We start from the raw sequence: 22620 nt of genomic DNA, 5'->3' as shown, positions 1-22620 counted from the left end.
CCCTATAGTTAACAGTCAAATATTTTGCCTCTGTTCAGGATATGTTTGGGGTCGAATGCTTTTTTAATCTGTCGCATGAGGTTCATGGAAGCATCTGTGAATATGATATCCATGTAATCTTTTTGTACGAGTCCGATCCCATGTTCGCCGGAGATGGTTCCGCCCAGTGATTTGACCAGTTCGAATATTTCGCGGATACCCTGTTTGAGGGTACCGTTCCATTGTTCTTCGGATAGTTGTCCGCGGATGATATTGACATGCAGGTTACCATCGCCGGCATGGCCATAGCAAACGGAATGGAAGCCATATTTGCGGCCGATCTCTTTTACGCCTTTGAGCAGGATTGGTAGTTCTGCGCGGGGCACTACGGTATCTTCTTCTTTGTATACGGAATTGGCTTTTACTGCTTCTGCGACGCGGCGGCGCAGTTTCCACAGTTCTTCTTTCTGCTGGTGATCTTCTGCGAACAGGATATCGCCGCTGTCAAAGCCGGCTACTACGGTGGCGATGCCTTCCATTTCCTGCATGAGCAGTTCGGGATAGTTGCCATCGACTTCGATGAGCAGGTGTGCCTGTACGTCTGGTTCGAGTTTTACCAGGCTGCTGTCTACATATTGCATTACCCATTCGAGGGCATCCCTTTCCATGAACTCCATGGCGGAGGGAATGTATCCAGCTCTGAAGATAGCGCTGACGGCGGCGCAGGCGTTTTTTGCTGCGCGGAAGGGCACCAGCATGAGCAGATCATATTTAGGGAGGGGGATGAGTCGCAATACGATCTTGGTAACGATGCCCAGTGTGCCTTCACTGCCTACTACCAGCTGTGTGAGATTATATCCTGTTGCATTTTTCAGCACATTAGCGCCTGTCCATATCACTTCTCCGGTAGGCAGTACCATTTCCAGGTTAAGTACATAATCTTTTACCACGCCATATTTCACAGCTTTGGGGCCACCGGAGTTTTCGGCAATGTTACCACCGATAAAACAGGAGCCTTTGCTGCTGGGATCTGGTGGGTAGAACAATCCTACTTCTTTCACTGCATTTTGCAGTACTTCGGTAATAACGCCAGGTTCTGTTACTACCTGTAGATTACGTTCGTCGATATGAATGATGGTGTTGAATCTTTCCATGGAGATCAATACGCCTGCATGCTGTGGCAGGGCGCCGCCGCTCAGGCCGGTACCGCCACCCCTGGGGGTGACAGGCAGGTTTTCCTGATAGCAGTATTTCATGATCTTACTAAGTTCTTCTGTCAGGGAAGGTTTGAGCACTACTTCGGGCAGGAAGTGGAGGTCTTCAGTTTCGTCGTGTGCGTATGGCGACAGGCGTTCTTGATCTACCAGTACATTATTTTCTCCCAGCGTTTGCCGGAACCAGATGATGTGTTCTTCTTTGAGTGTATTGAATGTGATCATTGCCTGAAACTGATAAGTTAGTCTTGTAGTGCTAAGATAATGATTACCTACGGTGAGGCAAGGTGCAATTTATGTGTAATGCGTCGGGGAGCGAGTGTGGAGGTTATCAAATGGTTGGTGAAGGATCGTCATGTGATGACGTTGGGTGCGGTTCACCTGGGTGTGGAGGCGATGCCTTCGGCGGAGGGCGACCCGCTGCGATAGTTTCCTGCTGATCGTATTATCAGAAGGAAGGACAGAGTGTGGCCCTGCGAGCGCCGCTGAAGCTGCGGTTCGGGTATAGACCTGTGTATACGATACCGATTTCATAGGCGCCGCGGCGGCCATTTGCGTTGGCGAACTGGGAGGTGGTGACATCGTAGTTAAACATCATTTTGATGTTGGATATCTGGTATCCTACGAGGAAGACGGCGGCATCGTTGAGGCGGTAATATGCGCCACCGAACACTTGTTTGGAGCCATCGCCGGAGAGGTTATAGGCAGCGTTGCCACCCAGTACGAATTCGCGGGCTTTGGCTTGTACGGCGTAGTAGGCGGCGGGGTTGATGATCACGTTGTCGCTTACTTTAAAGCTACCGCTAAGGAATCCTATATAGCGGGGATCGATCTGGTTATTACCGTTATAGAAGCTTTCTCTTGGTTTGTTGATATGTTGTACGGAGAATCCGGCGTTGATATAAATATTGTCAGTTGGGAAGTAGGCGTAGTTCATGCCGACCTGGAGGTCGAAGTAGTTGGCGCGTGAGTTGGCGATGGGTTCGGCGGTGGGTACGCCGGCGTCGAAGAACTGGCCGTTCCATTGGTCGCCGAAAGTCAGTTTGGTGACATCTACGCGTTTGTTGGCAACGCCTGCATTGAATCCCAGTGATAGGAGGCTGCTGAATCCGAGGAGCTGGTGGTAGGCGATGGAGGCGTATCCTTTGGTGGAGGTAAGGTTGCCGGAGCCAGCGACATCGCGTAGCAGTACGCCGCCGATACCTACCCAGCCATATTCGAGTCGATCGCGGAAGAGTTGTGCATCTGCGAATACGGACATGGTTTTATAGGGTACCGGGATGGAGGCCCATTGGTTTCTATAGTTGATCCCTACGCGGTAGTTACCATCGGGAATGAAGCCGGTGTTGGCCGGGTTGGTGGTCAGTGGTGAGTTAAAGAATTGTGAGAAGTGTAAGTCCTGGGCGGAGGAGGACTGTCCTATTGCCATCAACCCTATACATAATACCGTAGTAAGCTTAATCAGTTGTTTCATAATTATCATCTTAAAAGGGTGACATTTCCTGTTCTGTTGGCCCTGGTTCCGTCGCTGAATTCTATATTCACTACATATGCGTAAGCATCCATAGACTGTACAGTTCCTCTGAATTTACCATCCCAACCTATTTTCGGGTCGTTGCTTTCGAATACCAGTTGTCCCCATCGGTTGAACACTTTGATATTGAAGTGGGAGATACCGAATCCTTTCACAAAGAATACATCGTTGACGCCATCGCCGTTGGGTGAGAAGGCGTTGGGTACATCGTACAAAGGTACGACTATCGCGCTCACTTGTTTGCAGACGGTGTCGGTACAGCCGAAGGTATTGGTAGCGATGAGGCATACTTCGTAGGTACCTGTTTTGTTGTATTGATGGGATGGATTAGTTGCGGTGGATATTTCGCCATCGCCGAACTCCCATATGTAGGAGATGGCGCCATTGGACTGATTGATGAATGACACCGGTGTATTTTCCTGTGGTTTTTGCGGTGTGAAGTCGAATTCAGCTGTTGGCGGAGGGCTGACGATGATGGTCATGACCGTATCGTCTTGTTTATTACAGGTGTTATTATCTACGGCCTGGAGGTGGATATTGTAGGTACCTGGTACGGTATAGACATGTACCGGGTTGACTTCGTTGGAGGTGGGAGATCCATCTCCGAAGTTCCAGGTGAATGTTTCGCCACCCAGGCTGGTATTATTGAATTCTATGGTAGCGGGTACGCAGGCGCTGTCGGGTGCGGTGAAGCTGGCGACTACGTTGGCGGCTACCCGTAATTGCATATTGATGGTTTCGGGTGCGTTGCAATAGTTGGTGTCTATCAGCGTCATGGTGACGTTGTATACGCCCGGGTTCTGGTATTGATGTGGGAATACGCCGACGCCGACGGAGTCGGGGCGGGAACCATCGCCGAAGTCGAGCAGGAATGATTTGTTAGTGAACGGTTTGCCTGCCGGCGCGACGGAGCCGGTGTTATCGAATTCGTAGGAGAGGGCTTCGCAAGGTTGGAGGCGGCGGTTGACGAAAGCCAGGGTGGCTCTGTCTTCGCGTACTTTCACTTCTGCGTAAGCGGTATCGGCGCCATTACAGGTGGCGGGATCTTTTTTGACGAGGCGAACGATATAGTCGCCGATGGTATTGAAGGTGTAGGTGAATGGATCTTTGGTGGTCAATACGACTGGTGTGGTTTGATTGATCACGGTCCATTCCCAGGTTTGAGCGTTAGTGCTGGTGGTATCTTCGAAACTGATGGTGGCCGGTACGCAATAATTTCTTTTGCGGTCGGTTGTTTTGATACCTGCTTTGACGCCATCGAGGTTGAATGCGATTTTGAGGGCGCCGAAGTTACAGTATGGAGGTGCGGTGGTGGCGTATGTGCCAGGTGTGACCGGGTATCTGAACTTGTACGGTGAGTTAGGAGAGCTGCACCAGGCACAGATACCCTGGTAGATGACGCCATTACGATCGAAGCGGCTGGTGCCGCCATCTACGTGTTCGGACAGGCCGTTGCCACCGAAGTAGCTGGCGAAGAGGATGTTGGTGGCATCGCGTTGTAATACGAAGAAATAGAAATCGGCGCCATCGGTGGTGGCTTGCAATGGATCTTTCAGTGGCAGGCCGAAGGTATTTGAGTTCGGGTATTTGAGTTGTTCGTTGATCCCGCCGCCCCAACCGGAGACGTATACATTTTCGCAGCGGTCGACGAGGAAAGCGACAGGTGACAGGCTGGGTGCTGAACCTGCTTTTCCGAAGGTGGTAGCGTATACGAAAGCGGAGAGGTCACCTTCCAATTTGGAGATGAACTGCCTGGAGTTGTTATTGAAGAAGGAGGCGGTACCGGTGGGTTGTTTGATGGGCCAGGAGCCTTCTGTGGTGCCCATTACGTAGATATAGCCTTTTGTATCGAGCTGTATGCCATACACCTGGTCTGGTGCAGGGTTGTCAGCGCCGAGGAAGGTGCTTTGCAGGACGGTGCTACCATCGGCGGAGAGGTGTGTGACAAACCCATCGCAGATGCCACCGCGGTAGTTAGGGTACAGGCTTCCTGCGGTGGTGGGGAAGTTGTTGCTGGCGGTACCTCCGGCGACGTATACGCTATTGGTGCCGTTGAGTGCCAGTACGTATGCGGCATCTTGCTGGCTTCCTCCGAGGAAGGTGGCCCAGATGAGGGTGGAGCAGGTGGGATCTATCTTCATTACGACGCCATCCTGTACGCCGCCGAATGTTTTCTGGTAGGCATTGGTGGTAACCGGGAAGTTGGCAGATTGGGTACAGCTGGCGATGTAGATATATCCGGCGTTGTCGATGACTACTTCGCTGCGGGCGTCGTCGCCATAGTTACGGAGGAGGCTGAAGGTGCCTGCCTGTCTGTTTTCGCGGATGTTGACGCCATCGTCTTCTGTTCCCCCTATGAGTAGGGAGCCTATCATGGCGGTGCCGGTGGGATTGAGTTTGATGACGGCGGCATCCCATTTGCCGCGTGGGCCTACGGACGTTTTGAACGGGAAGTTGGACGAGTTGGTCCTTCCGGAGATTACGAGGCTGCCTTGGGCATCGACGAAGAGGCTGTGCGGTTGTTCATCGCCGCCGCCGCCGATGTAGGTGGAGTATATAACGCTACGTCCGTTGGCGCTGAATTTGGTGATACCGATATCGGAGGCACCTCCTGCGTAGGCATTTTGGATGGCTCCTGGTGTGGTGGGGTAGAAATCGCGGTTGCGGATGATGCCGCCGCCGTAGAAGTTACCCTGTGCATCGTAGGTGGCGGTGAAGCCCCAGTTGTCAGCCTTTGCACCGGTGAGGGTGGAGAAGACGTATGTGGGGTCGATGATCAGTGGAGACTTATTATCGTAGTCGCCGATGACGTTAAAACCTACCTGGTTGCCCTTGAGCTGATAGCTTACCTTTACGATTACACGTTGGTTATTAATAAACTGATAGGCGTAGGGTGTTTGTTCTATTACGTCGCCTACGGAGGTATTTACGTGTAGTTGTCCTTTTTTGATGCTGATACCGGTGATGCCGTTGTATAATAATTTGACGCGGGAGAGATCGGCGCCGGGGTTGACTATCAGGTCATATTTCAGCAGGGAGGCTTCGGAGTATACCTGCATGTCGATGCCGGGATACAGGCCGGTATAGTTGACGCGTTGGTAGGATCTTACTTCGGAGGCCCATTTGGACGGTTCGTTGCCGATGAAGTAATTAGCGTATCCTTCCTGGGTTTTATCGGCGGTTATCTGTGGATTTTCTGCTGCATTGAGGAAGGTGACATTGTAGAAATGTGCCCTTACTTTGGGGGCTTCGGGAGGCGGAGCGTTTGGTACTTCCGGGTAGGAGGTGGTGGGTGAAGCAGGTGCGGTAGTGACCTTGCTGTTATCGATATGCGGGTTGACACCGCTGCCCGGGGTGTAGTGTCCGTGGGTGTAGTCGGACAGTTTATCCTGATCTTCTTTGTTTAGCAGGAAGAATCCGAATCCATTCTTTTTGAGAGAAACTACGCTGCCACCGAGGTCGGTTCTGTACAACACATCTTTATGCCATTGGCCTTTGTTCTCTGAAAATGAGAGGGGTGCGAAATTACTGCTGGTTTCCTGCTGTTGAGCCTGCGCCGGTTGAAAAAACGCCGGAAGGAGCATTAGCAAACATCCTACCAAACCAACATACGACGTAAATTTCACGAAATAGTTTTAGTGTTTGTGTACTTAAGTAATTTACAAAAATTAACGCAGAACTGCTTATAAAAGTTACCATTCCAGGTAAAAATAACATCAGGTATCGAATGCGGAGAAGTGTAGATTTTGCAGCATAGGAATGAAACTTTAGCCAATTAGCGATGAGCAGGTATTTGTTGCTCTTATTTCTCTTTAAAGTATAACGTAAAAGTGTGCCGGAAATTTTGTGTGACTGCGAATTTGAGCAGGTTGACCATTAAAAAATCCTTGTTGGCAAGCTAATGTATTGCCGGTCATGGTGTTTTGTTTTTCCATGACCGGGCATTGCGGGCATCTGTTACCGTAATAGGGTCAGGTTGCCGGTTTTATTGGCTTTTGTACCATCATTGAATTCCAGGTTGATGACGTAGGCGTATGCGTCCATTGACTGGAGGCTGCCTTTGAATTTGCCATCCCACCCTATGTTGATATCGTTGCTTTCGAATACTAGTTGTCCCCAGCGGTTGAATATTTTGATATTGAAGCGGGAGACGGCGAATCCTTTTACATAGAATACGTCGTTGATGCCATCCCCATTTGGTGAGAAGGCTGAGGGGACATCATATAGGGGCACTACGATGGCGCTTACTGGTTTGCAGACGGAATCTATGCATCCGAACTGGTTGGTGGCGGTGAGGCATACTTCGTAGGTGCCGGTTTTGTTGTATTGATAGGTTGGATTGGTCTGTGTTGATTCGTGGCCATCGCCGAAGTTCCATACGTAGGAGACGGCGCCATTGGACAGGTTGGTGAATGATACCGGTGTATTTTCTTTTGGTTGTTTGGGTGTGAAGTCGAAATCAGCTGTTGGCGGTGGGCTGATGATGATGGTGCTGGTGGTATCGTCCTGTTTGTTGCAGGTGTTATTGTCTACGGCTACCAGGTGGATATTGTAGGTGCCAGGTGTGGAGTAAGTATGTGTTGGATTTACGTCGGTGGAGGTGTTTCCGTCGCCGAAGTCCCAGGTGAAGGAGGCGCCTCCCTGGCTAGTGTTATTGAATTCGATGGTTGCCGGTGCGCAGGCGCTATCTGGGGCGATGAAGCTGGCATGTACGTTGGCAGCCACCCGTAGTTGCAAGGTGATGGTTTCGGGTGCGTTACAATAGTTGGTATCTACCAATGTCATGGTGACGTTGTATACGCCCGGGTTCTGGTATTTGTGTGGGAATACGCCGATGCCGACGGAATCTGCCGGGGAGCCATCGCCGAAGTTGAGTACGAATGATTTATTGGTGAACGGCTTGCCTGCGGGGGCGATGGAGCCGGTGTTATCGAATTCGTAGGAAAGGGCTTCGCAAGGTTCGAGCCGGCGGTTGACGAAGGTGAGGGTGGCTTTGTCTTCGCGTATTTTTATTTCTGTGAAGGCGGTATCTGCGCCATTACAGGTAGACGGATCTTTTTTTACGAGTCGGACGATGTAGTCGCCTACGGCATTGAAGGTGTAAGTAAAAGGATCTTTGGTGGTCATTACTACTGGTGCGGCTTGGTTTATGACGGTCCATTCCCAGGTTTGTGCGGTGGTGGAGGTGGTATCTTCGAAGCTGACGGTAGCTGGTACGCAGAAGTTATTTTTGTTGCCGGTTGTTTTGATACCAGCTTTGACGCCGGCGAGGTTGAAGGCGATTTTGAGGGCCCCCAGGTTACAGAATGTGGGAGGTGCTGTTGCGTAGGTTCCAGGGGTGACTGGGTATCTGAATTTGGGGGCACCGGGGGCGGAGCACCAGGCGCAGATGCCCTGGTAGATGACGCCATCGCGGTCGAAGCGGCTGGTACCTCCATCTACGTGTTCGGAGAGGCCGTTGCCACCGAAGTAGCTACCGTAGAGGATGCCGGTGGCATCCCGCTGGAGTACGAAGAAATAGAAATCGGCGCCATCGGTGGTGCTTTGCAAGGCATCTTTGAGCGGGAGGCCGAAGGTGTTGGAGTTCGGGTATTTCAGTTGCGGGTTGATGCCGCCGCCCCAACCGGAGACGTAGACATTTTCGCAACGATCTACCAGGAATGCTACGGGAGACAGGCTGGGCAGGCTGGCGGCTTTTCCGAAGGTGGTGGAGTATATGAAGGCGGAGAGGTCGGGTTGTAATTTGGCGATGAACTGTTTAGAGTTGTCGTTATAGAAGGTGGGGGTGCCTGGTGATTGTTTGGAGGGCCAGCTACCTTCTGTGGTACCCATTACGTATACGAATCCTTTGGCATCGAGCTGGATACCATATACCTGGTCGGCGGCCGGGTTGTCGGAGCCGAGGAAGGTACTTTGGAGGATGCTGCTGCCATCGGCGGAGAGGTGGGTGATGAATCCATCGCAGATACCGCCACGGAACCCATTGTAAATGGAACCGGCGGTGGTGGGGAAGTTGGAGCTACCGGTGCCCCCTGCTACGTATACGCTGTTGGTGCCATTGACGGCCAGTACGTAGGCAGCATCTTCGAGATTGCCGCCGAGGAAGGTGGCCCATAGGAGGCTGGAGCAGGTGGGGTCTATTTTCATGACTACGGCATCTTGTGAGCCGCCGAATGTTTTCTGGTAGGCGTTGGCGGTGACGGGGAAGTTGGCGGAGCGGGTACAGCTGGCGACGTAGATATTGCCGGCGCCATCGAGGACAACTTCGCTGCGGGCATCGTCGCCATAGTTGCGGAGGAGGGCGAATGGTCCTGCTTCTCTGTCGTCGCGGATGTTAACGCCATCGTCTGCGCTGCCGCCGATGCGGATGGCGCCGGTGATGGCGGTGCCGGTGGCGTTGAGTTTTACGACGGCTATATCCCAGCCACCGGAGGTGCCGGCGGAGGTTTTGAAGGGGAAGTTGCCGGAGCGGGTGCGGCCGGCGATGACGAGGTTGCCCTGAGGGTCAACGAAGAGGCTATGCGGTTGTTCGGCACTATTGCCACCGATGTAGGTGGAGTAGATGGCATTGCGGCCATTGGCGCTGAATTTGGTGATACCGATATCTACTCCGCCGGCGTAGACGCTTTGTACAGCGCCGGGGGTGGTGGGGTATCCGTTGGCATCGCGGACGATGCCGCCGCCGTAGAAGTTGCCCTGCGCGTCGTAGGTAGCGGTAAAGCCCCAGTTGTCGGCTTTGGCACCGGTGAGGGTGGAAAAGACGTAGGTGGGGTCTATGATGAGTGCGTATTTATTGTCGTAGTTGTTGCCAATGCGGAAGCTGACCTGGTTGTTTTTAAGCTGGTAGCTTACTTTGACGGACACACGTTGGTTATTGATGTATTGGTATGCGTAGGGGGATTGTTCGATAACGTATCCTACGGAGGTATTGATATATAGCTGGCCTTTTTTTATTTCCATGCTGGTGGCGCCGTCGTACTGGAGTTTTACCTGTGCGGGGTCGGCGCCCGGGTTGACGATGAGGTCGTATTTCAGTTGGGAGGCTTCTGAGTATACCTGCATGTCGATGCCGGGGTATAGGTTTTTATAGTTAACGCGCTGGTAGGATTTTACTTCGGAGGCCCATTTGGACGGGTCATTGCCGATGAAGTAGTTGGCATATGCTTCCTGTGCTTTATCGGCCGTTACTTGCGGATTATCTGTTGCGTTGAGGAAGGTGACGTTATAGTAGTGCCCTCTGACGGCGGGATTTTTTTGTTCGGAGAGTACTGGATTTTCTTTCACGGGTGTTTGTGAGGCCGGTGTGGGGGTGGTTACTTTTCCATGTTCGATATGAGGATTATCGTTGTTGCCGGGGCGGTAATTGCCATGGGCATCTTCGGATAGCTGGTCGAGGTCTTGTTTATTGAGCAGGAGGAATCCGAAGCTATTTTTTTTGAGTGTGATGACGCTGCCGCCGAGGTCTGTTTTATAGAGGATGGCTTTATCCCACTGACCTTTATTTTCAGAGAATGAGAGCGGTGTGAAGTTGGCGGCAGGCGGGTATTGCTGAGCCATTGTGTTCAGCGGGCCAATCAGCCACGTTATTAGTATACATCCGAAGCAGCGTAGATATAGCGAAAGTTTCAAAGGAATCGATTTAACGTTGTTATACTTAAAAGCGGCTTAATTGTAAAAACGCCTGAGGCGGTTAAAAGTTACAGTGTGACATTGTTTGCATGGCCGGGATGAAGGTACGAGCGACGGCGTAGCGATTATACTGTCATATTTGCTGATAATAACGTATAAGGCGCTAAGAAATTTTACTCCACTGGGATTTTGCCCGTTGTGATACGAGGAATTCCTGTAGTGGTGTATTTTCCGGGAGTGCCAGGTCCGGGTCTTCTTCGAGTATTTTTTCTGCGGATTGTCTGGCGGCTTCCAGGATGGGTTTGTCGACGATGATATCGGCGATGCGGAGGTCGAGGGCACCGCTTTGGCGGGTGCCTTCGATATCACCGGGGCCTCTGAGTTCCATATCTTTTTCGGAGATGATGAAGCCATCATTTGTTTGTACCATTACCTGTATGCGTTCTTTGGAATCTTTTCCCAGTTTGTTACCGGTCATGAGGATACAGAATGATTGTTCGGCGCCGCGGCCTACGCGGCCTCTGAGCTGGTGGAGCTGCGAGAGGCCGAATCGTTCGGTGCTTTCGATGACCATTACGGAAGCGTTGGGTACGTTGACGCCTACTTCTATGACGGTGGTGGCGACCATGATATGTGTTTCTCCTTTTACGAAGCGTTGCATGTTTGTTTCTTTCATATCTGCCGGTTGCCGGCCATGTACCATGCTGATATAAAACTGCGGTTCTGGGAAGAATGCTTTCACTTCTTCGTAACCTTTCATGAGGTTTTCGTAGTCGAGTTTTTCTGAATCTTCTATCAGCGGGTAGACGATGTATGCTTGTCTGCCTTTTCTGATCTCTTCGCGGATGAAGTCCATTACCTGTGGCCGTTGGTATTCGGTGCGATGTACGGTGGTAATGGGTTTACGGCCCGGGGGCAGTTCGTCGATGACGGATACATCGAGGTCGCCATATACGGTCATGGCGAGTGTTCGAGGGATGGGAGTGGCGGTCATGACGAGGATATGTGGCGGGATGGTATTTTTCTGCCACAGTTGTGCTCTTTGTGCGACGCCGAACCGATGTTGTTCGTCGACGATGGCCATTCCGAGATTTTTGAATGCGACGCCTGTTTCGAGGAGTGCATGGGTGCCGATGAGTATGTGCAGGGAGCCATCGGCGGCGGCGGCCAGTGTTTCTTTTCTGGCTTTTCCTTTAATGGAGCCGGTGAGTATTGCTACTTTGACCGGCATTCCTTGGAGGAGGGCGGATATACTTTTAAAGTGTTGTTGTGACAATATTTCTGTGGGAGCCATGAGGCATGCCTGGAATCCGTTGTCGAGGGCGAGGAGCATGGTGAGGAGTGCGACCATTGTTTTGCCGCTACCTACGTCTCCCTGGAGGAGCCGGTTCATTTGTTTGCCACCCATGGTGTCCTGTCTGATTTCTTTGAGTACGCGTTTTTGGGCGCCGGTGAGCGGGAATGGCAGGAATTCGTTGTAGAACTGGTTGAATATGTCTCCTACTTTATCGAAGAGGAAGCCATGTGAGAGCATTTTTCTTCTGAGTTTGAGGCGGCATATCCTGATCTGGGCGATGAATAGTTCTTCGAATTTGAGTCTGCGGCGGGCGAGGGCGGCTTCTTCTTCTGATGCGGGGAGGTGTATTTTGAAGAAGGCGGTGGCTCTGCCCATCAGGCGGTACTGGTGGATGACGGAGGCCGGGATATTTTCCCGTATTTCCAGCGGTGATAGTTGTTCGAGGAGGTTGAATGTCAGTTTGCCGATCGCTTTAGCGGTGAGGCCTCTGGCTTTCAGTTTTTCGGTGGTGGAGTATACGGGTTCGAGGAATTGTTTTCCTGCGGCGATATCTTCGGTGAGGAGGTCCATTTCCGGGTGAGTGATCTGCATGATGCCATTGAAGGGGGCGATGCGGCCGTACACCAGGTAGGCGACGTTTTCGCGGAGGGATTTCTGTACCCATTGCCATCCCTGGAACCATACGAGTTCTATGGAGCCGGTTTCGTCGCGTAGGGTGGCGACGAGGCGTTTTCCTTTTTTTTCTCCCAGGAGTTCTATGTGGGTGATTCGTCCTCTGATCTGCACGAATTCCATGTGGCTGCGGAGGCTGCCGATTTTTTCGATCTTGGTGCGATCGACGTAGCGGAATGGGAAATAGTGGAGGAGGTCTCTGAAGGTGTGGATGCCGAGTTCTTTGCGGAGTAGTTCACCCCGTTGAGGTCCGACGCCTTTGAGATATTCAATGGGACTGGATAATATGGCGGTGTGTGTAGCTATTGTACTGAGATTGATCTGTTTGTATCCTAAAAAAGCAAAAGGCAAACAGTACTAAACCATTTGCCTTTAGCATGTATTGCAAAGATAATTATTCTGCTGTTGCGTCTACTTTACCTTCGACGAAGTGTTTCATCCATTCGGAGGTAACGGATTTAGGTCTTTCGAGGGACAGGCCTAAAGCGCGGTCCCATATGAGGGAAGCGAGTACGCCTAATGCGCGGGAAACGCCGAACAATACGGTATAGAATTCGTATTCTACGAGGCCGTAGTGGACGAGGAGTGCTCCGGAGTGTGCATCTACGTTAGGCCAAGGGTTTTTCACTTTACCTAATTCGGAGAGGATGTCCGGAACGGTATCGTATACCATCCAAACGATGCGAACGAGTTCGTCGTTGGGGAGGTGATTTTTAGCGAATTCCATTTGTGCGGTGAAGCGGGGATCGGTTTTACGGAGTACGGCGTGGCCGTATCCTGGTACTACTTTACCTTCTGCGAGGGTTTTGCGTACGTATTTTTCGATCTCTTCTTTGGTGGGGATTCCACCGCCGAGTTCTTCGCGCATGCTGAGTATCCAGCGGATCACTTCCTGGTTGGCGAGGCCGTGGAGGGGGCCAGCGAGGCCATTCATACCGGCAGCGAAAGACAGGTAAGCATCGCTGAGGGCGGAGCCTACGAGGTGAGTGGTGTGTGCGCTTACGTTACCACCTTCATGATCGGCGTGGATGGTCATATAGAGGCGCATCAGTTCGTGGAAGCCTTCATCCTGGTATCCGAGCATATGAGCGAAGTTGCCCGCCCAGTCGAGCATACCGTTGGGTTGGATATGTTGGCCACCTTTATATTTGCGGCGATAGATGTATGCTGCGATGCGAGGGAGGCGTGCGATGAGGTTGAGAGCATCCTCATACATGTAGCTCCAGTAGTCTTTTTTATTGATGCCTTCTGCGTAAGCTTTAGCGAAGAGGGATTCGGTTTGCAATGCCATTACGCCCACGGTGAACATGGTCATGGGGTGCGTAGTGATAGGCAGCGCTTCGATGGCATCGAATACGTGGTTAGGTACGTGGGAGCGGCGTCCGAGGAGGCTGGAGATGTGTTGTACGTCTGCTTCTGTAGGTAGTTCGCCTACGAGCATGAGGTAGAACAGACCTTCTGGGAGTGGTTCGGAGCCACCGGGTACTTTAGGCAAGCTTTCCTTTAGTTCTGGGATAGAGTAACCGCGGAACCGTATACCTTCGTTTGCGTCGAGCAAGGAAGTTTCTGTTACCAGACCAGTAATACCTCTCATACCCTGATATACCTGGGAGATTGTAACATCACCAATCTTTTTGTCGCCGTGATTCTTCACTATGTCTTTCACCTCTGCGTTGAGCTCATCGGCTTTCACCTTGAATTTTTCTTTTATGTACCCCATTTTACTGCGAAAATTTAGTAGTGTAAAACAAAATCGATCAATTGACAAATGTAACGATTTGTTAATGAAGTTGGCACATTAAAACACAGATTCCCATAGGATTTTTTAGGTGGCGGGGAGCGGGCAATTTATCATAAAAACCTCTTTATTAGCGGGTTAAACATATAATCTGTGATAAGTGCAATGGATATTAAAGAAATGTGAAATTTTCATTAGTGCGACGGGGGTTGGATTTGCGGGGGTGTGGGTGCGAGCGAGCGGGTGTGAAGCGAGTGTGAGCTTGCGGGGTATGGGGTGGGTGTGCGGGCGTGTGGGCCAAGATGCGTGGAGATGGAACGAGCGGTGTGAGGTGTGAGGATGACCGGAAGGGCGTGGGGAGATGAGCGGGATGCAGAGCGAGGGATGCGTCTGCGGGGGGGACGGCGAAGATGCGTGGAGATGGAGCGAGCGGTGTGAGGTGTGAGGATGACCGGAAGGGCGTGGGGAGATGAGCGGGGTGCAGAGCGAGGGATGCGTCTGCGGGCGTGTGGGCCAAGATGCGTGGAGATGGAACGAGCGGTGTGAGGTGTGAGGATGACCGGAAGGGCGTGGGGAGATGAGCGGGGTGCAGAGCGAGGGATGCGTCTGCGGGCGTGTGGGCCAAGATGCGTGGAGATGGAACGAGCGGTGTGAGGTGTGAGGATGACCGGAAGGGCGTGGGGAGATGAGCGGGGTGCAGAGCGAGGGATGCGTCTGCGGGGGGACGGCGAAGATGCGTGTGTGTGGGTATGTGAAGGAGAGCATGCAAGTGTATAAAACGTGTGGTACCTGCAGCAATAAAAAAGGAGAGCCATTCGGCTCCCCTTCTATTTGTATACTGTTGTCATGTTCTAATGCTGTGTTGATAGCTCATATAACAATTTCCCTTTGCGGACGGATCCCTTCTCATTTGCGTTGATCACTTCCTGAGCATATAGCGCCATTTTATTGCCATCAAGGGACATATTATAGAGGAAGGCCACCGGTTGTTCTTTACTGTTCACAGGCGTCAGGAAAATAATATCTGAAGTATCGGTAGTCTGAATACAATCGCCTGCATAACAAAGCTGGTATGATGCGTACCCCGGGAGACCTGTTACTATTCCATCCTCCTTAAAGACAACGGGCAACGCACCAGGCGCGGCAGGTTTGCCCTCCTGTGTGATGAGATGATACTGCCGGTTGCCGAACAGTGACTTACGCAGTTCGCGGTCGAAGGTGGCATCAGGTGTTTCCAGCGGTGCATCTACTTTTACATATTGTTCTTTGAACACCTGGCCATCGGCGTATTCTACTGCCATGAAGGTATTACTATCTGCGAGGTTCTTATGAATGTATACACGGGACGGCAGGTCCAGTTTCAGGGAATCTCCTTCCCGGGTAAAAGGGATAGCGTCGGGTTCTTCAAAGCCATTAAATGCCAGTACGCTGTCTTTCAGTTCCGGGCTGAATGACAATGCTACCCAGCCATATACGGGCGCACTTGTGTGTGCAATGCTATGGTTTTCAGCAACCTGGCGGAGATAATCGGCAGCCAGCCATTGTCCGGCCATTTCGGTACCTGTTTTTGTATCTGCGGATCTGGAAGTTCCTGTATTACAAGCGGTAAGGGCGTTACCGGCCAGCAAAAAGGCGATAATAGCTAACGTTGGTCTTCGCATCATATTGGTTCCTTTAGGCCCTACAAGGAACATATTCTATGCCACTTCTTCCTATTGTCGGAATGTTATATGAAAGGGAGTGTGTATTCGTGTACCGCATTATTCTCATTTTGGCTACTACTTAACTCGATAGGGCAACAAAGCCACTTCCCTCCTACCGCCCTTTGCATCGAACAAACAACCACCGTAAAATGCGACAAACGATCTTCCTTTCCGGCGTTTCGGCTGGATCAGGTAAAGCCACTGCACCATTATTCCAATGAAGGGACTGGCCTATTATGACAACGATGCGTCATCCGGAGGATGCTGGCCAAGTCCGGTAGCTGGACCATGTACCCCTGCTGCCACTGGAGGTGTTTAGCGATGAGCGGATGATGTGGCAGATCAGTTGCCTTATGGCAAAGTTTTCACATTAAATAACGGATGTTGCCTCACTTTGGTGCTCTGCGATAGAGGTAGAATGCGAGGCCGCCGAAGATGACGTTAGGTATCCACACGGCGATGATCGGGTTCAGGCCTGCTTTGATAGAGAATACGGTGGAGAATTGGAGGAAGATGATATAGGATGCGCTGATCACGATACCCAGGGCGAGGTGGAGGCCACTTCCGCCCCTGACTTTTTTGGAGGCGATGATACCCCCTATCAGGGTGAGGATGACCACGGCAGCGGCGGATGCGGTGCGGCGGTATCTTTCTACATAATAGGTATTGAGGCCTTCTGTACCGCGGAGTGACTGCCGTTTGGTAAAGGCGACCAGTTCGGGGGTGGTCATTGCTTCCTGGCGGTTTCTTTCTTCTATCAGCTCTTTGGGAATGAGGGGTATTTTGAGTAGGGTATCCTGGCGGCTGTTCCATTTTTCGACGAGGCCGTTGATGGAGCGGGTGGATACGTATTCCAGTTTCCAGCCTTTGGCTATGGAGTCCCAGGAGATACGGTCGGCCATGAGTTTATAGTTAAGGTTTTGGCCATTGACTTTTTCGAGGGTGAAGTTGTTGCCGGTTTTATAGTTCGGGTCGTAGGAGCCGAACGTCACGTAGGTGAAGCTATCCACGCGGGTAGTTTTGTCGTACATGGTACGCTGATCTTCGTGACTGTTGATATACTTGTTTTCGAAGGTGGTGCGGATGCGGTTGGCGTTGGGGACAGTCCAGCGGTTGCCGAGCCAGAGGATGGTACTGAACAGGAATGCGCCTATCCAGTATGGGCGCAGGAAGCGGCGGAAGCTCACTCCGCTACAGAGGATAGCGATGATCTCTGAGCGGTAGGCCATTTTGGAGGTAAAGAAGATAACGGATATAAAGATGAACAAGGGGAACAGGAGTGCGGCGATATGGGGGATAAAGCCGAAATAATAGTCCACCACGATGGTCATTAAGGACAGGTTATTGCTCATGAAGTCGTCGATCTTTTCGGTGATATCGATCACTACGGAGATGACGAGCAAAATCATCAGTGAGTAAATGAAGGTCCCTATGAATTTGCGCAGTATATACCAGTCTATCTTGGTCATTGCGGGTATTGCGATTTATATCTGTGTCCTTTTGTTCTGGAAATAAGTTACAATGTACGATTTGTGAACTTGTCTCCTGTAAATCTAAAATGTTAAATCCTTATTACGAAGGAAAATAGTGGATTTACAGTCTTGTTTGCAGCTGGGGTATCATGCTTTTTTTCCAGGCGTTGAAGGTGCCTGCCAGTATCTGGCGGCGGGCTTCTTTCACGAGTTGGAGGTAGAAGGCCAGGTTATGGATGCTGGCCAGCTGCATGCCTAGTATTTCGCCGGCGACGAAGAGATGACGGAGGTATGCTTTGCTATAGGTGTTGGTGGCGAAGCATTCGTTATGTTCGTCGATGGGGGCGAAATCGTCTGCCCATTTTTTGTTGCGTATGTTGATGACGCCGTTCCAAGTGAACAGCATACCGTTGCGGCCGTTGCGGGTAGGCATTACGCAGTCGAACATATCGATGCCCAGGGAGATATTTTCGAGGATATTCCAGGGGGTTCCTACCCCCATGAGGTATCGGGGTTTTTCTTTGGGCAGTATGTCGCATACGAGGCCGCACATTTCGTACATATCGGCTTCGGGTTCGCCTACACTGAGGCCGCCGATGGCGTTGCCGGCGCAGTTGCGGGCAGCGATCTCTGTTGCGGAGATGGTGCGGAGGTCTTTATAAGTGCTACCCTGTACGATGGGAAACAGCGTTTGTTCGTGTCCGTACGCGGGCGTGGTCTCGCGGAGGCGTTGGATACAGCGGTCGAGCCAGCGGTGGGTGAGTTCCATTGACTTTTTGGCGTATCGGTATTCAGAAGGGTAAGGCGGGCATTCATCGAACGCCATGATGATATCGGCGCCGATGGTGCGTTGGATGTCCATTACGCTTTCGGGAGTGAAGAGGTGTCGGGAGCCATCGATATGGGATTGGAAGAGTACACCTTCTTCTTTGATCTTACGGTTGGCTGCCAGGGAGAATACCTGGTATCCGCCGCTGTCGGTGAGGATGGGTTTTTCCCAGGTGTTAAAACGATGCAGGCCGCCGGCTCGGGAGAGTATGTCCATACCTGGTCGGAGGTAGAGGTGATAGGTGTTGCCGAGGATGATCTGTGCTTGAACATCGTGGCGCAATTGTTCCTGTGTAACGGCTTTTACGCTACCTACGGTGCCTACCGGCATGAATATGGGCGTCTCTATGGCGCCATGGCCGGTGGTGAGTATTCCGGCTCTGGCGTTGCTATTGGCGTCTGTCGTTAAAAGTTCAAACTTCATATGATGGCTACTTGCGAGTGTGCTGCCCGGGTACTGCCGGGAGTGGCTGTTGCGGCTGCTACAGGCACTGCTGGCGGTATCGTTGCGGCCGGCAAAACTAAACTAAAAAATCCACGCTTGGCGTGGATCTGTGAATTTAGCCCGGTGCGGAGCGGGGTTGACTATAGCTAAGTATTTTACATTCAACTCCTTATATCTCTCAGCAATGATAGTGGCAGTCTTACCCGGATCGGCTGATCGTCCGGGTATTGGCGGCGGCATTACCGGGATTTCGTCGCTCTGGAGGGGGGCCTGTTGTAGGAGGTCGAACGGTAATATTTTCTGGTCTTTTTTCCGGTCATATTTACTGACGAGGTCTCAAAGGTATATTATTTACCCTTGAGACCTTTTATATCTTTAGTAATCAATTATTTATGAATGGCTTAGTTGTGCGCGCAGGCTTTTTTTCTGGAGGACAGCCATGGCAGCTACCCAGATGGCTACCAGCGTGATCGCTACGCTGCCCAGGGGGGAGATAATGTCTTTGAGGAATACCAAGGCGATGGCGCTCATAATGACCCAGAGGGTATCGAGGGTGATGATGGTACGGACGGCCCGGATATGGGAGGCGGTGTTGAGGGCGGTGAAGCCGACGAAGGCGGCGAACAGGGCCAGGAAGATACCTACCTCTGTGAAGGGTACGGTGTTGGTGAGGCCGAAGAGGGTTGCGACGGGCCTGGCGGCTACGACGAGTGCGATACCTGTAATGCCGCTACTGATGGCGTTGATCATCATAATGTTTTTCAAAGTTATCATTGTTGTAAGTTTTGATGTGTTATTGTGATGATGCAAAGGTACTTGGGCGAGGGGGCGTTGGAGGTATCCTGTGACGACAACTCGTTATCATTTGGCGCCAGGCGGCGGGTGAGGAGGTTCATTTTCAGGTTGAGTAAGGTGGAATTTATCCACAAACGCATACAGATGATCGAAATCGTATATATTTGCCGTCACTATGTTCGACAGCCTGGGAATAATTGTTTTTTACTGTTTTGCTGCTATCGCCGGAATACAGGTGTTTTATTACCTTATTTTCTTTTCGCGGCTAGCCTTTTACCGACGACAGTTTGACCAAGATCACACGCCGTCGGCGGAAGTATCTGTGATCATTTGTGCGAGGGATGAGGAGATGAATCTGCAGAAGTATCTGCCCAGTGTGTTACAGCAGCGATACCAGGTACATCACCAACCTTTATATGAGGTGATTGTGGTGAATGACAATTCAGAAGATGACACGAAATACTACTTACAGTCGATAGAGCCAGGTTATCCACATTACCGGCATATAGAAATCAAACAACCCGCCAAGTTTATCCCCGGAAAAAAATACCCGCTCTCCATAGGTCTCAAAGGTGCTAAATATGAGAATGTGCTGTTAACCGATGCTGATTGTAAGCCGGGCAGTACGTATTGGTTGTCTTTTATGAGCCAGGGGTTTACGGAGGGTAAGGAGATTGTGCTGGGGTATGGGGCCTACCATAAGAAGCCTGGTTTTCTGAACAAGGTGATCCGTTACGAGACGTTTTTCAGTGCGATGCAGTATTTATCGTTTGCGTTGTCGGGTATTGCGTATATGGGTGTGGGGCGTAACCTGGCTTACAAGCGGGAGTTATTTTTCCGTCAGAAGGGGTTTACGGCGCACCAGCATTTGGCCTCTGGGGATGACGATCTGTTTGTGAATGCGGCTGCTACTAGTCGTAATGTGGCGGTGGTAGTAGATCCGCAGGCTTTTACATATTCTGAGCCGAAGAGCAGTTGGAGGAGTTGGTTCCGTCAGAAGACGCGTCATATGTCGACGGGGCGACATTATAAGTTCGGGCATAAGTTCTTGTTGGGGCTGTTTTCATTGAGTCAGTTCCTTTTTTATCCTTTTTTTATTGCCGGGTTATTTTATCACCCGATGTTATATTATGTGTTGGGCATCTTTGTTCTGAAGGTGCTGGTACAGTCCATTATCACATACAAGGCGATGCAAAAGCTGGATGAGCCTGATCTTTTCAAGTATGGCTGGTTGATGGATATCCTTATGTGCCTGTATTACATTATCTTCACACCTGCATTATTATTTAAGTCCAAGAACAGGTGGTAGTCACCATGTTTGGGGGATTATACCGTTGCTAGCGGTATTTTTATGTGCCTTCCGATGAGGAGGGCATCGCTAATTATACGATATGGAGATCATTTTAAAATACTTTGACGACTTTTCGGATACGCAGATGCAGCAATTTCAGGCATTGGGGGGGCTGTATAAGGAGTGGAATGAGCAAATCAATGTGATATCGCGGAAGGATATTGATGCATTGTATGAGAAGCATGTGTTGCATTCGTTGGCGATAGCTGCTATTGCGGATTTTGCTGATGGGATGACGGTGCTGGACCTGGGTACGGGGGGTGGTTTTCCTGGTATTCCGTTAGCGATCTTTTTCCCGGAGGTGCAATTCCACCTGGTGGATTCTATCGGCAAAAAGATCAAGGTAGTGGAGGCGGTAGCGGAGGCTTTGCAGCTGCGTAATGTGACGACTGCGCATAGTCGTGTGGAGGATGTGAAGCGGAAGTTTGACACGGTGGTATCTCGGGCGGTGGCGCCGTTGCAGGATCTGTGGAAATGGAGTAAGCCGGTGTTGCGGAAGTCATTACAGCCGGATTTGCGGGCGGCTCAGGAGGAGCGTGATTTTCGGGGCCGGTTGATCTGTCTGAAGGGCGGTGATCTGGCGCAGGAGATATCGGAGAGTGGTTGCCGGCCTTTGCTGACGGACATTTTCGAGTTATTCCCGGAGCCTTACTTTGAGCAGAAGTATGTGGTGGTGGTGTAAGTGCTGTTAATGAATGTGTTATAAAAAGATGTTAACCCCTGCTATCCTATTTTTCTTACCCCGGAAAATTTTTGACCAATTGTACAATATCCTACCACTTGTATCGTCTTCCTTATTAAGATGAAAGAGTTGGTCCTCACACCCACATCTATGGTTCAAGAACAAAACGAGCGCATACAGCAGACCGTCAGGCAGGAGCGTAAGCGTTTGCTTCACTTTATTCGCCAGCGGGTGAATAATGTGGCGGATGCGGAGGATATTTTACAGGATGTATTCTACCAGTTTACGGAGTACCTGCGGTTGGGTAGTCATATAGACTCTCTGACGGGGTGGTTATTTGCGGTAACGCGAAATAAGATTACGGATTGGTTCCGTAAGAAGCGGGAGAGTAATTTTTCGGATCATACGGCGGTGGTAGATGGGGAGGAGCATTTGTTTCTGACGGAGATGCTGGCGGACACGGGTGTTACGGGGCAGGCGGATGCGCCGATGTTACGTAAGGTGATGGCGGAGGCTATCATGCAGGCAGTGGAGGAGTTGCCGGCGGAGCAGCGGGATGTGTTCCTGCAGCATGAGGTGGAGGGTAAATCCTTCAAGGAGATGTCGGAAGCGACGGGTGTGCCGGTGAACACTTTATTGTCGCGCAAGCGGTATGCTGTATTGTATTTGCGTGATCGCCTGGAACAGTTGTACCGGGAGTTATTAAATGACTAATTAAACATATTATCATGGGAAGAATACCAAGGGGCAGTGGAAAAAAGATCGGCCTGGGCATACTTAAGTTTGTAGTGTTGGGTGTGCTATGTATAGGGGCGTTGGGTTTTGTGATCATGATGCTGTGGAACTGGCTGGTACCTGAGTTGTTCCATGGGCCAATCATAACGTTCTGGCAGGCATTAGGTATTTTATTGCTGAGTAAGTTGCTTTTCGGCTGGCACAACAGTGGCGGGCATGATGGTGGCTGGGGATTTAAGGGGAAGAAGCAATGGAAGGATAAGATGATGAACCGGATGGAGCGGTTAGATCCTGAGCAGCGGGAGCGTATCCGGGAGCGGTTTGCGGAGCGTTATGGGGAGTGTGTGAGCCGGTCTCGTTTTGGCCGATCTGACAAGGATGCGGGCCGGCAGGGTGGCGGTTATCGTGACTGGCGGAATGAGGCAGGCGAGGGTAATAATGAACCGGAACGTACTGAAAATATTTAACTACCCGCGGATAAGCGGGAAGGCGCTGGTGAATGATACTTTCGCCTTCCTACTTTCCGAGGTAGCACCACACCATTAC

Annotated in this window: 16 protein-coding genes; 5 read left to right on the top strand and 11 right to left on the bottom strand. The window is 51.1% G+C overall.

Translation table 11 applies throughout. The features are described 5' to 3' along the window. Nucleotides 1-8: 8 nt before the first annotated feature. Nucleotides 9-1418 carry an FAD-binding oxidoreductase gene (locus tag KTO58_RS00495; RefSeq protein WP_095841272.1) on the bottom strand — a complete coding sequence of 470 codons (1410 nt, stop codon included), beginning with the start codon at nucleotides 1416-1418 and terminating at the stop codon, nucleotides 9-11. A 78-nt stretch (nucleotides 1419-1496) separates the two neighbouring features. On the opposite strand from KTO58_RS00495, the gene KTO58_RS28745 reads away from it, so the two are divergent. Continuing rightward, nucleotides 1497-1622 carry a hypothetical protein gene (locus KTO58_RS28745; RefSeq protein ID WP_255408033.1) on the top strand — a complete coding sequence of 42 codons (126 nt, stop codon included), beginning with the start codon at nucleotides 1497-1499 and terminating at the stop codon, nucleotides 1620-1622. A 19-nt stretch (nucleotides 1623-1641) separates the two neighbouring features. Here the strand turns inward: KTO58_RS28745 and KTO58_RS00490 are convergent, their stop codons facing one another. The 10 genes from KTO58_RS00490 to KTO58_RS00445 all read right to left on the bottom strand — a co-directional run bounded on the left by KTO58_RS00490 (nucleotide 1642) and on the right by KTO58_RS00445 (nucleotide 19446). Next, entirely contained in the window at nucleotides 1642-2667 is a 1026-nt protein-coding gene (locus KTO58_RS00490; protein WP_095841764.1) for a PorP/SprF family type IX secretion system membrane protein, read from the bottom strand. 5 nt (nucleotides 2668-2672) lie between these two features. Continuing rightward, nucleotides 2673-6353 (bottom strand): DUF7948 domain-containing protein, encoded by a 3681-nt coding sequence (locus tag KTO58_RS00485; RefSeq protein ID WP_157753308.1) that lies wholly within the window; start codon nucleotides 6351-6353, stop codon nucleotides 2673-2675. A 331-nt stretch (nucleotides 6354-6684) separates the two neighbouring features. After that, the gene (locus tag KTO58_RS00480; protein ID WP_225859990.1) at nucleotides 6685-10356 is read right to left on the bottom strand and encodes a DUF7948 domain-containing protein; all 3672 of its coding nucleotides are present in this window, start codon (nucleotides 10354-10356) and stop codon (nucleotides 6685-6687) included. A gap of 163 nt (nucleotides 10357-10519) precedes the next feature. Then, complete coding sequence (gene recG / locus KTO58_RS00475; RefSeq protein WP_225859989.1) at nucleotides 10520-12676, bottom strand: ATP-dependent DNA helicase RecG; 2157 nt, start codon at nucleotides 12674-12676, stop codon at nucleotides 10520-10522. Between the two features lie 43 nt (nucleotides 12677-12719). Continuing rightward, the gene (locus KTO58_RS00470; protein WP_095841275.1) at nucleotides 12720-14045 is read right to left on the bottom strand and encodes a citrate (Si)-synthase, eukaryotic; all 1326 of its coding nucleotides are present in this window, start codon (nucleotides 14043-14045) and stop codon (nucleotides 12720-12722) included. Nucleotides 14046-14914: 869 nt separating this feature from the next. Next, on the bottom strand, nucleotides 14915-15727 hold the full coding sequence (locus tag KTO58_RS00465) for a hypothetical protein (protein ID WP_157753310.1): 813 nt from the start codon (nucleotides 15725-15727) through the stop codon (nucleotides 14915-14917). A gap of 428 nt (nucleotides 15728-16155) precedes the next feature. After that, complete coding sequence (locus KTO58_RS00460; protein ID WP_095841277.1) at nucleotides 16156-17235, bottom strand: LptF/LptG family permease; 1080 nt, start codon at nucleotides 17233-17235, stop codon at nucleotides 16156-16158. Between the two features lie 124 nt (nucleotides 17236-17359). Next, nucleotides 17360-18490 (bottom strand): tRNA guanosine(34) transglycosylase Tgt, encoded by a 1131-nt coding sequence (tgt, locus tag KTO58_RS00455; RefSeq protein ID WP_095841278.1) that lies wholly within the window; start codon nucleotides 18488-18490, stop codon nucleotides 17360-17362. Between the two features lie 411 nt (nucleotides 18491-18901). Further along, nucleotides 18902-19285, bottom strand: a complete 384-nt coding sequence (locus KTO58_RS00450; RefSeq protein WP_095841279.1) for a hypothetical protein — start codon at nucleotides 19283-19285, stop codon at nucleotides 18902-18904. After that, nucleotides 19282-19446 (bottom strand): hypothetical protein, encoded by a 165-nt coding sequence (locus KTO58_RS00445; protein ID WP_157753311.1) that lies wholly within the window; start codon nucleotides 19444-19446, stop codon nucleotides 19282-19284. Before KTO58_RS00445 ends, KTO58_RS00450 begins: the two co-directional genes overlap by 4 nt. 35 nt (nucleotides 19447-19481) lie before the next feature. Between KTO58_RS00445 and KTO58_RS00440 the strand changes: the two genes are divergently transcribed. The 4 genes from KTO58_RS00440 (at nucleotide 19482) to KTO58_RS00425 (ending at nucleotide 22541) form a co-directional block, all read left to right on the top strand. Further along, nucleotides 19482-20615 (top strand): glycosyltransferase, encoded by a 1134-nt coding sequence (locus KTO58_RS00440; RefSeq protein WP_095841280.1) that lies wholly within the window; start codon nucleotides 19482-19484, stop codon nucleotides 20613-20615. A gap of 82 nt (nucleotides 20616-20697) precedes the next feature. Continuing rightward, a complete protein-coding gene (rsmG, locus tag KTO58_RS00435; protein ID WP_095841281.1) occupies nucleotides 20698-21339 on the top strand; it encodes a 16S rRNA (guanine(527)-N(7))-methyltransferase RsmG in 642 nt (213 codons plus the stop codon). A 150-nt stretch (nucleotides 21340-21489) separates the two neighbouring features. Further along, nucleotides 21490-22053, top strand: a complete 564-nt coding sequence (locus tag KTO58_RS00430) for an RNA polymerase sigma factor (RefSeq protein ID WP_095841766.1) — start codon at nucleotides 21490-21492, stop codon at nucleotides 22051-22053. Between the two features lie 14 nt (nucleotides 22054-22067). Continuing rightward, entirely contained in the window at nucleotides 22068-22541 is a 474-nt protein-coding gene (locus KTO58_RS00425; protein ID WP_198315067.1) for a hypothetical protein, read from the top strand. Nucleotides 22542-22620: the final 79 nt, after the last annotated feature.

It is taken from the genome of Chitinophaga pendula, from assembly GCF_020386615.1.
GTDB classification, from domain to species: domain Bacteria; phylum Bacteroidota; class Bacteroidia; order Chitinophagales; family Chitinophagaceae; genus Chitinophaga; species Chitinophaga pendula.
This window is presented reverse-complemented; position numbering and strand designations above follow the sequence as displayed.

Excerpts from the sequence above, each read along its gene's own strand:
- KTO58_RS00495 (WP_095841272.1), bottom strand. The coding sequence starts at position 1,418 with ATGATCACATTCAATACACTCAAAGAAGAACACATCATCTGGTTCCGG.
- KTO58_RS28745 (WP_255408033.1), top strand. The coding sequence starts at position 1,497 with ATGCGTCGGGGAGCGAGTGTGGAGGTTATCAAATGGTTGGTGAAGGAT.
- KTO58_RS00490 (WP_095841764.1), bottom strand. The coding sequence starts at position 2,667 with ATGAAACAACTGATTAAGCTTACTACGGTATTATGTATAGGGTTGATG.
- KTO58_RS00470 (WP_095841275.1), bottom strand. The coding sequence starts at position 14,045 with ATGGGGTACATAAAAGAAAAATTCAAGGTGAAAGCCGATGAGCTCAAC.
- KTO58_RS00465 (WP_157753310.1), bottom strand. The coding sequence starts at position 15,727 with ATGATGCGAAGACCAACGTTAGCTATTATCGCCTTTTTGCTGGCCGGT.
- KTO58_RS00460 (WP_095841277.1), bottom strand. The coding sequence starts at position 17,235 with ATGACCAAGATAGACTGGTATATACTGCGCAAATTCATAGGGACCTTC.
- tgt (WP_095841278.1), bottom strand. The coding sequence starts at position 18,490 with ATGAAGTTTGAACTTTTAACGACAGACGCCAATAGCAACGCCAGAGCC.
- KTO58_RS00450 (WP_095841279.1), bottom strand. The coding sequence starts at position 19,285 with ATGATAACTTTGAAAAACATTATGATGATCAACGCCATCAGTAGCGGC.
- KTO58_RS00445 (WP_157753311.1), bottom strand. The coding sequence starts at position 19,446 with ATGCGTTTGTGGATAAATTCCACCTTACTCAACCTGAAAATGAACCTC.
- KTO58_RS00440 (WP_095841280.1), top strand. The coding sequence starts at position 19,482 with ATGTTCGACAGCCTGGGAATAATTGTTTTTTACTGTTTTGCTGCTATC.
- rsmG (WP_095841281.1), top strand. The coding sequence starts at position 20,698 with ATGGAGATCATTTTAAAATACTTTGACGACTTTTCGGATACGCAGATG.
- KTO58_RS00430 (WP_095841766.1), top strand. The coding sequence starts at position 21,490 with ATGGTTCAAGAACAAAACGAGCGCATACAGCAGACCGTCAGGCAGGAG.
- KTO58_RS00425 (WP_198315067.1), top strand. The coding sequence starts at position 22,068 with ATGGGAAGAATACCAAGGGGCAGTGGAAAAAAGATCGGCCTGGGCATA.